This is a genomic window from Polynucleobacter sp. VK25 (assembly GCF_018687355.1).
GTDB lineage: Bacteria > Pseudomonadota > Gammaproteobacteria > Burkholderiales > Burkholderiaceae > Polynucleobacter.
In genome coordinates this window covers 582,526-596,318 of the sequence record NZ_CP061288.1, presented here as the reverse complement: position 1 = coordinate 596,318, position 13,793 = coordinate 582,526, and the positions used below count along the sequence as shown (strand labels likewise).

Genomic DNA, 13,793 nt, shown 5'->3' with positions numbered 1-13,793 from the left:
AGCAATGACTACTACCAACTCAAATAACCCGACTTTTATCTACACGCATCGCGTTTGCTATTCCGATACGGATGCAGCGGGCTTTGTCTATCACGGACGATATCTTGAGATCTTTGAGCGCAGTCGTGCAGAGTGGCTTGCTCAACGTGGCCTGAGCCCTACCAAACTTCAGAATGAATTTACTATGGTGATGCCATTGCGCGAACTCACCATGAACTTCCATAAACCAGGACGCCTGGATGACTTGCTTTACATAGACCAAGTCATTGAACATCGTGGACGCACACAGGTGACTGTGAAGCAGACTGCCCAAAGAAAGCTTCCTGACAGCGAAGAATTCCAAGTAATTGCGAGCGCTGTACTGCATATCGTTTGCGTTGATACCAACACACTCAAACCCAAGGCATGGCCTGATTGCGTATTCCAGGATGAGTGATGCATGTCATGGAGCAAAAAATGTCTGATGGAAAATTACTAACCTTCGTTAAAGAACTCAGCTTGCTACTTGAGAAAAAGCCAAGCGAAGCAATTGTTTTTGCTGACGGCAAAAAAATGCTGGAGAAACTCATTGCAGTCGATGATTGGTTGCCTGAAGAATTTACCAAACCCCATCCACAGTATTACCAGCAGTACCTCTTGTACGCAGATCCATTAGATCGTTTTTCTATTGTGAGCTTTGTATGGGGTCCAGGACAAAAAACGCCATTACACAATCACACTGTTTGGGGAATGATTGGTCAGTTACGTGGTGAGGAAACTGGTGCGCCCTACTATCGCCAGGCAGATGGCAGTTTCAAGGCGGGTGACGCTTGTATAAGCTCACCTGGACATGTTGACACCGTATCACCAGACACTCACGACATTCATGTGGTTGAGAACAGTCTAAGCAATAAGACCTCTATCAGCATTCATGTGTATGGTGGCAATATCGGACGTATTCATCGCTCAGTCTTTGATCCCGTCACTGGATCAGAAAAATCATTTGTCTCTGGCTATGCCAATACCGTCGTACCAAACCTCTGGAATCCCGAGTAATCCGTTAATTCTTCAGTCATTGGGCTTGATGACTTAAAATAGAGTCTCTTACTGCAAACGCTCTAGCGCAGCAGCTCACCCCATTGACCGGGATAGTCGATTTTTAAATACGTTGAATACGGGTCAATACATTATTGGTCCCTATGTTATTTACAGATCTTGGTTTATCAGAACCCATTCTTCGCGCTATTGCTGAAGAAGGCTATACCAGCCCCACCCCGATTCAAACGAAATCGATTCCTGCTGTTTTAAAAGGTGGCGATCTATTGGCTGCAGCACAAACTGGCACAGGCAAGACCGCCGGCTTTACTCTGCCGATTCTGCAGCGCTTAAGCACTACCAAAGCAAGTTCAGGCAAACGTCTTTTACGCGTGCTCATTCTCACACCTACACGAGAGCTAGCCGCCCAAGTTCAAGAATCTGTTGTGACCTACGGCAAATACACGGGCCTGAAGTCCACCGTGATCTTTGGTGGTGTTGGTGCCAATCCGCAAATTAAAGCCATTGCTGGTGGTCTAGATATTTTGGTTGCTACGCCAGGTCGCTTATTGGATTTGATGTCGCAAAATTGCGTATCCCTCAAGGATATTGAAATTTTAGTTCTCGATGAAGCAGATCGCATGCTCGATATGGGCTTCTTGCGTGACATCAAAAAGATCTTGGCAGTACTGCCAAAGCAGCGTCAGAACCTATTATTCTCAGCCACCTTCTCTACTGAGATAAAGGCGTTGGCCGACGGCTTGTTAAATGCACCAGAGTTAATTGAGGTTGCTCGCAGCAATAGCGCCAATGAAGCCATTGCCCAATTGATCCACCCAGTAGACAGAACTAAGAAACATCCGCTTTTAGCCCATCTGATTCAAACTAATGACTGGAAACAAGTGTTGGTCTTTACACGTACCAAGCATGGTGCCAATAAGTTAGTTACTCAATTGGAAAAAGATGGCATAACTAGCATGGCTATCCACGGTAATAAAAGCCAATCTGCTCGCACTAAAGCGTTGGCAGACTTTAAGGCAGGCAAGTTAACCGCATTGGTTGCTACCGACATTGCTGCACGCGGTATTGATATTGACCAACTCCCCCATGTAGTGAACTACGACCTTCCAAACGTCTCCGAAGACTATGTACATCGCATTGGACGTACAGGTCGCGCAGGATCCAATGGTGTGGCAGTGTCACTGGTATGTGTTGATGAACACCAAATGCTCAGAGATATTGAAAAACTCATTAAGCAAAAACTCCCACAAGAAGTGATTACCGGATTTGAGCCCGATCCTAATGCTGTTGCGCAGCCAATTCAATTGCGTAGCCAACAGCACCAACAGTCTAGAAAGCCGAGGCCTGCAGGATCTGGTGGAGCTCCGGCGAAGAAGGCGCCCGCAAAGCGCGGTAGCCCGCCCAAACGAAGCTTTAACCGCTAAGCGCTTGTTAAAATACCCTTATAAATTTCAGACACAACTACAGTAATTAACACAAGAATATTCAATCAATATGACTACATCCCGCCGCTCAGCTATTAAAACAATCGTTGGTGCTTTAGCGCTTCCATCGCTTGGCCCTATTTCTTCAGTATTTGCACAATCTTCACCTGAGTGGACTACTTATGAGATCGTGACTGAAGTTAATCTAGAGTCACCAAAGGGCATTGCACAGAGCTGGGTTCCATTGCCACTGGTTTTAGATACGGACTATTTCCGCACCATTGCCATTCGCTCTGAAGCAAGTGATCCTAAAGCGATTAACCAAATATATGAAACGCCAAATAAACAAGCGCGCATGGTTTGGACAAAATGGGATGCCGCTGCTACCAACCATTCAGTGAAAGTATCAATCCTGGTTAGCACACGCAATCGCAATCTTGAGCTTTCTACATCAAGCCCTGCTCTCAAGCTGTCTAAAGAAGAGCAACGTTTTTGGACGCGCCCTACTAAATATCTCCCAACTGATGGCATCGTGAAAGCCAAAGCACAAGAGGCGCTTGCCAAACTCCCGGCTAATGCTAGCGATATAGACAAAGCTAAGGCTATTTATAACTGGGTAGTAGATAACACACGTCGCGATCCTAAAACCCGCGGTTGCGGTCAAGGTGATGTGAAGTTGATGCTAGAAACCAATAATCTCGGCGGCAAATGCGCCGATATCAATGCAGTTTTTGTAGCGCTTGCACGTTCAGCTGGATTGCCTGCACGGGATGTATACGGTATTCGTATTGCGGATTCTGCACGTGGCTATAAGAGCTTGGGTAAAGGTGGCGATATCACCAAAGCACAACACTGCCGTGCTGAGTTTTATGCCTCAGGCTTTGGTTGGGTGCCAGTAGATCCAGCGGATGTTCGTAAAGTTATCCTTGAAGAGACTGGTGGCTTAGCTGTTACCGACCCAAAAGTGATTGCTATTCGTGATTACCTCTTTGGTAATTGGGAAATGAACTGGATGGCATACAACTATGATCACGACATCGCATTACCGGGCTCTAAGCTTGGCAGCAAAGGCGAGATTCCATTCTTAATGTACCCACAGGCTGAGAATACTGAAGGTCGCTTTGACTCTCTTGACCCAGATAATTTCAAATACAAAATTACCAGTAGACGTATTGGCTAATGGATTATTGAGGAAATTGATTAAGATGTTTATGAATAAACCAGCACGAGAAGTGATTCTTGCGCTGGTTTTTTCTTTTCTTTCTCTTGTGAGCCTTTCAGCTGCTGCAGAATGGCGCCCGCCTGCTCAACTAGGATTGCCTCAAGCAGCTCCACCACTATTACTGAACAATCTATCGGGCAAGCAGGTAGACATAGCGAAGCTCAAAGGTAAGGTTGTTGTGGTGAACTTTTGGGCTAGTTGGTGCGAACCGTGTCGCGAAGAATTCGAAGAGCTTGCCCAGTTACAGGAAAGCTATGGCCCTAAAGGGCTTGTTGTGTTGGCAGTAAATCTAGCAGAAATGAAACCGCGCATCATGCAATTTCTGAAAGGAAATGGCTTTTCAGAAAACGGTGTTGAAATCTTGCTCGATCGCAATAGCACGGTCTATAAGTCCTGGAAAGCTCGCGGTCTACCTACTACCTTCCTTGTCAGCAAAAGTGGCAAGATTGAAGGTGTCTGGATAGGTGCCATTGAGAATGTCGATAGCAATGACGTAAAAGGGAAAATTGAAGTCTTGCTGCGCCAATAAAAAAGTGATGCCTCGTATCTGATACCCTCGTAATATGAATAATGTGAACATCCCTTCTGAACCACGCCTTACCTCCCTATCCCATGGTGGGGGCTGTGGCTGCAAAATTGCTCCAGGCGTTCTTTCTGAGATTCTCAAGAATGTTCCGCAACTCCCTTTTCCAAAAGAATTGCTAATTGGCATTGAAACATCCGATGATGCTGCGGTATATCAAATCAATGAATCGCAGGCTATCGTAGCGACAACCGATTTTTTCATGCCGATTGTGGATGATCCTTTTGACTTTGGAAAAATTGCTGCAACCAATGCAATTAGCGATATTTATGCAATGGGTGGCACGCCTTTGTTTGCACTTGCTTTAGTCGGTATGCCAATAAAAGTCCTGTCCAATCAAACGATTGCCCGAATCTTAGAGGGTGGTTCTGAAGCCTGTCGCAGCGCCGGCATTCCCATTGCTGGTGGACATACGATAGACTCAGTTGAACCTATCTATGGTTTGGTAGCAATTGGGATTGTTGATCCTAAACGTGTGAAGAGTAATGCGAGTGCTAAACCTGGTGATGTACTAATTCTCGGAAAGCCATTAGGTGTTGGTGTTTTGTCTGCTGCCCTCAAAAAAGATCTCTTGGGTCCTGACGGATATCGCGAGATGATCTCTAACACTACCAAACTGAATTCTGCAGGCCCCGATCTAGCTAAGCTAGCTGGCGTGCATGCATTAACTGATGTCACTGGGTTTGGACTAGCCGGTCACACCCTAGAACTAGCGCGAGGCTCGAACTGCACGGCGCATATTGATTGGAGCCAAGTGCCCCTACTCTCCAATGTGCAAACACTGGCCGATGATGGCGTCATTACCGGTGCATCAGATCGAAATTGGCTTAGCTATGGTGATGAAGTTGGTATTCCAGCCGACTTCACACCGGCGCAACGTGCCTTATTAACGGACCCACAAACCAGCGGCGGCTTACTGGTCTCTTGCAGTCCAGATAGCGTTAAAGAAGTCCTTGATATATTTAATCAGCACCAATTCTTAGGTGCCCGTGTCATTGGGCAAATGAGCAAGCGTCAAGATAAACCTTTAGTTGTTTCTTAGGTTGTTCTCTTAGATTATTTCTTGAGATTAAATACGCTCGAGAAATCTAGCTGGCCATTACCTGCCTGACTGTGATTCTGGTAGAGTTGTTGTGCCAACTTTCCAAGCGGTACGCTAGCATCGAGATTTTCCGCATTCTCAACCGCCAAGCCTAAGTCCTTGAGCATGAGGTCTACGCCAAAGCCACCTGCGTAGCCTTTTGAAGATGGAGCATTTTCCATAACACCGGGGCAAGGGTTGTACACCTCCAAAGCCCAATTACGTCCTGAACTTTTTGACATGATGTCAGACAGCACTTTGGGATCCATGCCATTGGCAATCCCTAAGCGTAACGCCTCACTGGTACCAAGCATCTGAATACCCAAGAGCATGTTATTACAGACCTTAACGGTCTGGCCTGCCCCATTGGCGCCAGCATGAAAGATATTCTTACCCATCTTTTCTAATAATGGACGAGCATACTCAACTGCACTCGTATCTCCACCAACCATAAACGTTAATGTGCCCGCTTGGGCCCCAGCAGTTCCGCCCGAGACCGGCGCATCGATCATGACAAAACCTTTTGCCTTGGCCGCAACAGCAATTGCTTGCGAAACTTTTGGGGAAATGGTTGAGCAATCTATGAGCAGCGTCTTAGGATTAGCATTTGCTAACAAGCCTGTGTTGCCAAGGTATAGGCCTTCCACGTGACGGGATGCAGGCAACATACTAATCAACACATCGGCCTCATTTGCAGTGTCATTGGCACTGGCTGCAACTACGCCGCCTGCAGCGGAAAAAGCATCTAGCTGACTCTTGACTAAATCAAAGCCAATTACCTGATGCCCCGCCTTTAACAAGTTGAGAGCCATTGGTAAGCCCATATTTCCTAAGCCAATAAATCCGATCTTCATAATGCTCCTAGCTCTATTATTTATTTATTACGCTTTATTGCTTACAGCTTATTGCTTTCTTGAAGCCAAATATTTGACGCCTTCTATCCCATACGATTCTGCATGCGGCTGCTTCAATTGCAGCTGAAAAACATCGCCGACCTTGTAAATCTTGCTGAGCCCATCCGTCACGATCGTAATGGCGCCCTCAAGGACAAGTGCTCTTACCTCAAAGGGGTGCTCATGTATATCAAGCCGCCCGTTAGGAACTTGCTGAACCTCTACCGGGTCAGGAAAGCCATCGCGACGAAGCGACTGCAGAAACTGTTCTGAATTCATACTCTCACTATAGCGTGGATATACTCTCTTAGCATTCGGCAATCTTCATAAGGAGTCATGATGGTTAAGGTAATTGGGTTAATGGAATTGACAGATCAAAGTGCTTTCGAACAATACCGCTCTCAGGTTGGTAACACGGTGGAACTTTATAAGGGCTCCATCAAAAACCGCGGCTCTGTTGCAGAATTATTCTGGAATGAACTAGGATCAGCACCTTTCAATACATTTGTAGAGCTTGAATTTCCTAGTACGCGAGATGCTCACGCTTGGGCTAATAGCACTGAATATCAATCACTTGTACCCATTCGTAGCAAAGCGATGAAGCTCACCTTATTCAGCATTACTATCTAAATCTTTTTATATCTGCATGACCCAATAAAAAAAGCCCAGCTTATTAAGCTAGGCTTTTCAGTTGTTCGGTAGCGAGAATTACTTCTTAGCTTCCATTGCTTCTTTAGCGGCAGTGATTTCTTTACGACGCTCTTTGCATGCACCAGCAATCTCTTGCAAGGCCTTACGTGCACGAGCAGCAGATGCCTTAATACCTTTTTCAATGAATTTTTCGTTTTCAGCTTTGTAAGTTTCAAAAGCAGCCAACAATGTATCGTGTTGTGACATCTCGTCTCCTATTAACAATTAAATATTTCTACTGACAGCCGAGTCAGTATATCCCCATAAAAAGCATAGAAAATCGCCCCCTAAATCAGGGATAACTCTTATATTTAAGGGTTAAGCCAAAATAACTCTATTGATTAAAAATAGCCCAGGAAAGCCAAAATGCTCAGAAAAATCCTTCTATTCCTTTTTACCACCCTGATAGCTGTCACGGCCTATGGGCAAACCACCTCGTGGCCAACCCCTAATAAGCCGATCACCTTTATTAACCCATTCCCTCCAGGCGGGGCTGTAGACGCCTTTGGGCGCCCCTTAGCAAAGCAGCTCTCGACCCAATTAAATGATTCCATCGTGGTTGATAACCGAGGTGGTGCAGGCGGAACTCTGGGCGCAGCAGTGGCAGCAAAAATGGCGCCGGATGGTTATACCTGGCTTCTTGGTGCAGTGCATCATTCGATTGCGCCAAGCATGTATACCAATCTTCCCTATGACATCACTAAAGATTTTGAGCCAATTGCGATCATCGGTAGCGTTCCCCATGTCATCGTTGTAAATCCAACAAAGTTTCCGAAGAATGATTTGAAATCCATCATGGAGGAGATTCGCAAACACCCAGGGAAATATAACTATGCATCCACAGGCAATGGCACGTCACAGCATTTAACAGGCGAGCTCTTCAAGATGCAGAACAAATTATTTATTACACACATCCCTTATCGCGGCACAGGACCTGCCCTGCAAGATCTAGTAGCAGGCCAAGTGGACATGATGTTTGACACCCTTGCAGGTGCAGCGCCATTTATTAAGAATGGGCAACTCATTGCAGTAGCAGTGACAACTTCAAAAAGAGTTGATGCATTTCCGAATGTACCGACTGCGCAAGAACTGGGGATAAGTAATTTTATTGTGAGCAGTTGGTATGCTCTGTGGGCTATCAAGGGAACGCCTAAGGAGATCGTCGAGAAGATGAGCACTGAGGTTCAGACAGCGCTTGCCTCACCGGAGATCAAAGAGCGCTGGGCGGCTATGGGGGCAACTGTTCCCAAGATGACACGCCCTGAGCTAGCTAGCTATATCAACCAAGAAATTACGCGCTGGGGCGAAGTGGTTAAAAAGTCTGGCGCTAAGTTAGACTAACTACATTAGATTAAAAAAATAATTAAGAGACAGCATGACTATCCAGACCAAGAACTACGCCTTCGTGCGAAATAAACTTCTTAACAAAGAAGAAATAGCATTATTAGATGTACGCGAAGAAGACCCGCATGCACAAGAGCACCCACTTTTTGCTGCAAACCTTCCTATTTCTAGGGTTGAGGTCGATGCGTACGCCAAGCTACCAAAGAAGAATGTTCCAATCGTCACACTAGATGATGGCGAAGGTTTTGCAAAGTTAGCTGCAGAACGCTTAATTCATCTTGGCTATTCTGATGTTTCTGTATTTGATGGTGGTGTAAAAGGCTGGAAGGCTTCAGGTGGCGAGGTATTTAAGGACGTCAATGTACCCAGCAAGTCATTTGGTGAGTTCGTTGAATCTAAGCGTCACACCCCTTCTTTATCAGCTCAAGAAGTTAAGCAACTCATCGACAGCAAAGAAGATGTTGTTGTTGTAGACGTGCGGCGCTTTGATGAATACAACACCATGAGTATTCCGACAGGAATTAGCGTTCCAGGTGCGGAACTCGTTTTACGCCTACCTGAGTTGGCTCCTAACCCAAAGACAAAAGTGATCGTGAACTGTGCTGGCAGAACCCGCAGCATCATTGGCACTCAGTCACTTATTAATGCCGGCATTCCGAATGAAGTCAATGCGCTACGCAACGGCACGATTGGCTGGACGCTTGCAGGACAGGAGTTAGATAAAGGTCAAAGCAGAAAGTTTCAGGAGGTTAGCGATGACACTAAAAATGAAGCTGCGGTCCGCGCTCGCAGCGTAGCCGATAGAGCTGGTGTGAAACGCGCCACTCTAAATGATCTTCATCCCTGGAAAGCGCAATCCGATCGAACTACTTATTTCTTTGATACCCGCACCCCAGAAGAATATGAGACAGGCCATCTCCCTGGATTCAGATCTGTGCCAGGAGGGCAGTTAGTTCAAGAAACAGAGATGGTTGCCCCAGTTCGAGGTGCTCGCGTTGTTTTGGTGGACCCTAGCGGTGGTGGAGTGCGCGCGAACATGCCAGCCTCTTGGCTAGCGCAAATGGCCTGGGATGTTTATGTACTCGATGATGTTCATCCATCTAATTTGACTGAGACAGGAATGTGGAAGGCACCCTTACCTACACTTCCAACCATTGACAGCATAGATGCGGTGACGGTTTCCACTTGGCTTAAAAGTGATAGCAATACGATTGTCATCGACTTCAGCACACATGCTAATTACGTTAAAGGACATGTTCCTGGCAGTTGGTATGCCTTGCGCTCACAACTTGCTGAAGCAATGAAAAATATTCCAGAAGTAGATCGATATGTCATTACCAGCTCACCGAGTGAACTCAGCCTCTTTGCTGCTCAAGAATTACAAAAACTCACCGATGCTGAAGTACTCGTTTTGGAGGGCGGTAATGCAGTCTGGGTAAAAGCAGGCTTAGAACTGGAGAAAGGTCCATGTCATTTGGCCTCACCTCCCCTGGATCGCTATAAACGTCCTTATGAAGGTACTAGCGTCGATCCTGCAGCGATGCAGGCCTACTTAGATTGGGAATTTGGCTTGGTAGAACAACTAGGCAAGGACGGAACCCACCACTTCTGGGTTCTCTAAGTTCCCCCTTCGTCCTTGCTGTTGTCCTAATGTATTACTAAATCAATTGCTTAAACAATCTTGTTGCGGATGATGCCAACACCAGTGATATTGGTCTCCATCACATCACCAGGCTTCATAAACTCTTGAGGAGTTCTTCCAGAGCCAACACCAGATGGGGTGCCGGTTGCAATAATGTCGCCAGGCAATAATGTTAAGCCACGCGATAGCTCGGCAATAATTGCCGGGATCTTGAAATACATTTGCTTGTAACTAGCATTTTGTTTTTCAACGCCATTCACACGGCAAATAATGCGAGTGTCATCCAAATTGACGCCACCAGCAGTAACAACCCACGGACCCATCGGACCGTGACCATCCAAGCTCTTACCCTTAAACCATTGACCGGACTGACGTTTTTGCTGAATATCACGCGCCGTAGTGTCGTTATAGGCAGAATAGCCAAAGACATAGTCCATTGCATTCTCTTCAGAGATATTCTTACCCTTTTTACCAATCACCACTGCTAGCTCAGCCTCCCAGTCAATCATAGTGGAGATGGCAGCATCAAAAGGAATGTTGTCGAATGGACCATTCATGGTTTGCGTGCCTTTTGTAAACAATACAGGCACCTTTGGATACTCCTTCACAGCGGTATCGGCACGATGTTTCAAGCCCTCTTCAAAATGGTCAAGGTAATTCCAACCTACGCAATAGATATTACTTTGCGGCTTAGGAATAGGTGATAACAAAATCGTCTGATTGACATTCTGCACATTAGTACCGCGACCTTTAAATAATGCCGCTAGCTCTAGCAAACCTTTATTACCAGAACCCGCTAAAGAAATCATTGAGGTAGGATCAAATGAGAGCCGTACTTTTTGACGTGCTGCTTCAGCCGGAATATCTACCACCATACCGTCGTTTGTTACCAAGCCCAATCTGGAATTAGCGCCCATTTTTGGTAAGTAGTTGGCAATTCGAAAGCCTGCTTTTCCAGTAAGAGGCTCCACCACAATCTGCGGCTGGTTATCTGGTGCAGCAATTGCATTGGAAATAAACATGCCGCTCATAGCAGCAGAAGCACCCAACTTAAGCGCATCTCTCCGATTTGTATCCACAGCGTCTCCTTAATTTTTGATGTTTTATAAATACCGATACGTTCTTTAGACGATCTGCGTTAAATATTAATACCAAAGCCTGATCTTGGGCAGAAAATTGAAAATATCGCTATTCTTAAGAGATGAACTCCCCTGTCAGCCAAGTCCCCATCCGTTTTCTAGTGTGCATCGCTCTTCTGCCGGGGCTCTGCGCCTGCGAACGAGAGGTGTATACCAGCTGGAGTTGCAACTCTTCAACAGAGACCAAAATTCCCATGGTGCTTCGCAAAGCCCAAATGGAATTTAAGGGGAGCAAGTTAGATTACTGCGGCAGCCTTGGTATCCAAAGCTACTTTGATCAAAAGTGCTCAACCGAAACTACTCAATCTAGCGTGACATTTACACCCTCCTCTGGACTACTTCTGATCCAGGGGCAAGAATTTCAGTGCACTGCTTTATAAGAATTGCTTGAGAGACGCATTATGAATCGATTAAGCCCTAAGAAATTACTCCTGACTAAATGGACAGCGGTAAAACCTATTGCCAAGCAAAAACATTTTCTGGTCAGCAAGGTAATTCTTCCTGAACCCCCAAGCGAAAAAATTGAATTTGTTGAAATTGAAGCAGTCTTTTCCAAGAAAACCACCCAGATTGCTTGGCGCGACCTCACTAACAGCGATCTTTGGTTGCAGGGCTGGCAATAAAAAACCGCCCCAGCGATGAGGCGGCTTCCGGTGTTACAGGACTAGAGGTCGGAATTAGTCAGACTTCTTTTTAACCCCAGACTTCTTGACCAGATCGTCAATATTCTTTTCAGCAGTATCAGCCACTTGGTTAACAATACGGCGCCCTTCTTTAAACATCTTTTGCCCAGTGGTAGACATTTCATGAACCACTTTTGATAGCTTGTCAGCATGGGAAGGTATTTTGTTTTCAGCGTCTTCCAGCCAACCCACTAATGAGCTACGAACTTTTTCTAAATGCTTTTCAGTTTCGTCGGCAGCACTCTCACCTATATCCTTCAGAACCGATTTCACCTTCTTCTGATAAACATTTGCACGCTTAGCAGCCTCTTTTGCCGCCTCTTCTTGTAGATCCTTTAATTTAGCTAGATCGTTTTTAGCGGCTGACTTGGCGCTATCTAGGGCATTCTTCATACCCCACTCCATTTCAGCAATATGGTGTTCGCTTAACTGTTTAGCGGCATCCAATAACTTATGCGAATAATCGAATAATTCTTTAGCTTTTTCTTGTTGCCATTTTTGTAGATCTTTTGCGTCCATTCCAACTCTCCTACCTAGTAAGTATTCATTCAGGGTTAATTAAGGGTTTATGACGGATTGATAAAGCTCCTCACTTCAACTCTATACCGAATTTGATCAACTGCCAATTCCCTTAATTTCAAGTATTAAAATAAGCCAATGACTGAAAGAAAATCCATTTATGACAGCATTGGTGGAATCGACAAAATCGATGAATTGGTAGATCGTTTTTATGATTTGATGGCCCTAGAGCCGATTTTTAACGATTTACGCGCAATGCACCCCCAAGATCTTTCAAGTTCTCGCGAAAAGCTGAAATTCTTCCTTACTGGCTGGATGGGGGGTCCTGATATCTACTCACCTAAATACGGACACCCCATGCTCAGAGCGCGACACCTTCCATACAAGATAGGTATACAAGAACGAAATCAGTGGTTAGCTTGTATGTATAAAGCGATGGAAGAATGCGGCATTGACGGCAACGCCGCAAAGCAACTAGAAGAGTCCTTTTTTAATACTGCGGACTGGATGAGAAATCAGCCCAACTAACTCAGATTAGTCGAGCTTGGCACCAGCCTGTTTTACAGCCTTTGCCCAACGTGGCATTTCTGCAGCAAGGAACTTCGTAAATTGATCCGCATTTAAGTAAGCGGGATCAGCGCCCTGATCAATCATCTTCTTCTGGACTTCAGGCGACTCCAACGTTTCTTTAAAAGCCTGACTTAACTTATTTATCGCCTCAGGCGGAGTTCCCTTGGGAGCTAAAATCCCATAAAAACCGACAACATCCAAGTTGGCAACACCAGTTTCAATCACGGTGGGTACATTAGGTAAGGCTGGATTACGTTTGGCACTAGTAACAGCCAGCGCTTTAACCTTACCTTGCTTAGCATAATTTGCCGCTTGCGGCACAGACTCCGCCATAAACTGCACATGGCCCGCAATTAAATCTGTGAATGCAGGTGCACTTCCTTTAAAAGGAATGTGCACCATAAAAATTCCAGTCTCACTCTTTAGCATCTCTGGCACCAAATGGGAAATTCCACCATTACCAGCAGAACCATAGTTCAACTTCCCAGGATTTGCTTTTGCATAAGCCACAAATTCTTTGAGCGTATTGGCCTGCACATCTTTATTTACGATTAATGCAAGTGGTTGCTGCGCAGTTCTAGCAACCGGCTGAAAATCTTTTAAGGTGTCGTATGGTGACTTGGTATAGATGGCGGGATTAATAACCATCGTCCCGGTGTTTGCCAATAGCACGGTGTACCCATCGGCCGGTGACTGCATCACAAACTGAGCCCCAACTGCACCCCCCGCACCCGCCTTGTAATCGACGATTACCGTTTGACCCAAGGAAGTCTGCAACCTATCAACCAAAAGACGAATATGCGCATCTAAGGGTCCCCCTGCAGGAAAACCAATGATGATCTTGATGGGTTTGTCAGGATAAACCGCATATGCTGGATTAATCGCCAAAAGCGCTACCGTGCAGAGCAGCAATATCCTGATTAGTTGTGTGGACTTATACATAGAACGCAATATTGAATTTATTTATA

The 13,793-nt window shown here is 45.7% G+C and carries 18 protein-coding genes; 12 read left to right on the top strand and 6 right to left on the bottom strand.

Annotated features, from left to right (window positions below; genetic code table 11):
• Window positions 1-4 precede the first annotated feature (4 nt).
• The 6 genes from AOC21_RS03220 (at window position 5) to selD (ending at window position 5,306) form a co-directional block, all read left to right on the top strand.
• A complete protein-coding gene (locus tag AOC21_RS03220; RefSeq protein ID WP_215392354.1) occupies window positions 5-436 on the top strand; it encodes a YbgC/FadM family acyl-CoA thioesterase in 432 nt (143 codons plus the stop codon).
• Window positions 437-456: 20 nt separating this feature from the next.
• Window positions 457-1,035, top strand: coding sequence for a hypothetical protein (locus AOC21_RS03215; RefSeq protein ID WP_215392353.1), 579 nt, complete (start codon window positions 457-459; stop codon window positions 1,033-1,035).
• A 143-nt stretch (window positions 1,036-1,178) separates the two neighbouring features.
• On the top strand, window positions 1,179-2,459 hold the full coding sequence (locus AOC21_RS03210; RefSeq protein ID WP_215392352.1) for a DEAD/DEAH box helicase: 1,281 nt from the start codon (window positions 1,179-1,181) through the stop codon (window positions 2,457-2,459).
• 70 nt (window positions 2,460-2,529) lie between these two features.
• A complete protein-coding gene (locus tag AOC21_RS03205) occupies window positions 2,530-3,639 on the top strand; it encodes a transglutaminase family protein (protein ID WP_215392351.1) in 1,110 nt (369 codons plus the stop codon).
• A 31-nt stretch (window positions 3,640-3,670) separates the two neighbouring features.
• Window positions 3,671-4,210, top strand: coding sequence for a TlpA disulfide reductase family protein (locus AOC21_RS03200; RefSeq protein WP_215392350.1), 540 nt, complete (start codon window positions 3,671-3,673; stop codon window positions 4,208-4,210).
• Window positions 4,211-4,244: 34 nt separating this feature from the next.
• Window positions 4,245-5,306, top strand: a complete 1,062-nt coding sequence (gene selD, locus AOC21_RS03195; RefSeq protein ID WP_215392349.1) for a selenide, water dikinase SelD — start codon at window positions 4,245-4,247, stop codon at window positions 5,304-5,306.
• Window positions 5,307-5,320: 14 nt separating this feature from the next.
• Here the strand turns inward: selD and mmsB are convergent, their stop codons facing one another.
• On the bottom strand, window positions 5,321-6,202 hold the full coding sequence (mmsB, locus tag AOC21_RS03190; RefSeq protein ID WP_215392737.1) for a 3-hydroxyisobutyrate dehydrogenase: 882 nt from the start codon (window positions 6,200-6,202) through the stop codon (window positions 5,321-5,323).
• Window positions 6,203-6,247: 45 nt separating this feature from the next.
• Window positions 6,248-6,517, bottom strand: coding sequence for a cupin (locus tag AOC21_RS03185; RefSeq protein ID WP_215392348.1), 270 nt, complete (start codon window positions 6,515-6,517; stop codon window positions 6,248-6,250).
• A gap of 60 nt (window positions 6,518-6,577) precedes the next feature.
• Between AOC21_RS03185 and AOC21_RS03180 the strand changes: the two genes are divergently transcribed.
• Window positions 6,578-6,868: a DUF1330 domain-containing protein gene (locus tag AOC21_RS03180; RefSeq protein ID WP_215392347.1), complete on the top strand. Its 291-nt coding sequence runs from the start codon at window positions 6,578-6,580 to the stop codon at window positions 6,866-6,868.
• Between the two features lie 78 nt (window positions 6,869-6,946).
• On the opposite strand, the gene AOC21_RS03175 is transcribed toward AOC21_RS03180, so the two are convergent.
• Window positions 6,947-7,135 (bottom strand): hypothetical protein, encoded by a 189-nt coding sequence (locus tag AOC21_RS03175; RefSeq protein ID WP_028819023.1) that lies wholly within the window; start codon window positions 7,133-7,135, stop codon window positions 6,947-6,949.
• 159 nt (window positions 7,136-7,294) lie between these two features.
• On the opposite strand from AOC21_RS03175, the gene AOC21_RS03170 reads away from it, so the two are divergent.
• Window positions 7,295-8,269: a tripartite tricarboxylate transporter substrate binding protein gene (locus AOC21_RS03170; protein WP_215392346.1), complete on the top strand. Its 975-nt coding sequence runs from the start codon at window positions 7,295-7,297 to the stop codon at window positions 8,267-8,269.
• A gap of 34 nt (window positions 8,270-8,303) precedes the next feature.
• Entirely contained in the window at window positions 8,304-9,893 is a 1,590-nt protein-coding gene (locus AOC21_RS03165) for a rhodanese homology domain-containing protein (protein WP_215392345.1), read from the top strand.
• A gap of 50 nt (window positions 9,894-9,943) precedes the next feature.
• On the opposite strand, the gene AOC21_RS03160 is transcribed toward AOC21_RS03165, so the two are convergent.
• Window positions 9,944-10,993 carry a fumarylacetoacetate hydrolase family protein gene (locus tag AOC21_RS03160; RefSeq protein WP_215392344.1) on the bottom strand — a complete coding sequence of 350 codons (1,050 nt, stop codon included), beginning with the start codon at window positions 10,991-10,993 and terminating at the stop codon, window positions 9,944-9,946.
• A 254-nt stretch (window positions 10,994-11,247) separates the two neighbouring features.
• Here AOC21_RS03160 and AOC21_RS03155 point away from each other — a divergent pair, with 254 nt between their 5' ends.
• Both AOC21_RS03155 and AOC21_RS03150 read left to right on the top strand, forming a co-directional pair.
• Window positions 11,248-11,433, top strand: a complete 186-nt coding sequence (locus AOC21_RS03155; RefSeq protein WP_215392343.1) for a hypothetical protein — start codon at window positions 11,248-11,250, stop codon at window positions 11,431-11,433.
• Between the two features lie 21 nt (window positions 11,434-11,454).
• Window positions 11,455-11,676 (top strand): TIGR02450 family Trp-rich protein, encoded by a 222-nt coding sequence (locus AOC21_RS03150; protein WP_215392342.1) that lies wholly within the window; start codon window positions 11,455-11,457, stop codon window positions 11,674-11,676.
• Between the two features lie 54 nt (window positions 11,677-11,730).
• Here AOC21_RS03150 and AOC21_RS03145 read toward each other — a convergent pair whose 3' ends face one another.
• Window positions 11,731-12,255 (bottom strand): hypothetical protein, encoded by a 525-nt coding sequence (locus AOC21_RS03145; RefSeq protein ID WP_215392341.1) that lies wholly within the window; start codon window positions 12,253-12,255, stop codon window positions 11,731-11,733.
• Between the two features lie 138 nt (window positions 12,256-12,393).
• Here AOC21_RS03145 and AOC21_RS03140 point away from each other — a divergent pair, with 138 nt between their 5' ends.
• Window positions 12,394-12,783: a group II truncated hemoglobin gene (locus AOC21_RS03140; protein ID WP_215392340.1), complete on the top strand. Its 390-nt coding sequence runs from the start codon at window positions 12,394-12,396 to the stop codon at window positions 12,781-12,783.
• 6 nt (window positions 12,784-12,789) lie between these two features.
• Here AOC21_RS03140 and AOC21_RS03135 read toward each other — a convergent pair whose 3' ends face one another.
• The gene (locus AOC21_RS03135) at window positions 12,790-13,767 is read right to left on the bottom strand and encodes a tripartite tricarboxylate transporter substrate binding protein (RefSeq protein ID WP_215392339.1); all 978 of its coding nucleotides are present in this window, start codon (window positions 13,765-13,767) and stop codon (window positions 12,790-12,792) included.
• Window positions 13,768-13,793: the final 26 nt, after the last annotated feature.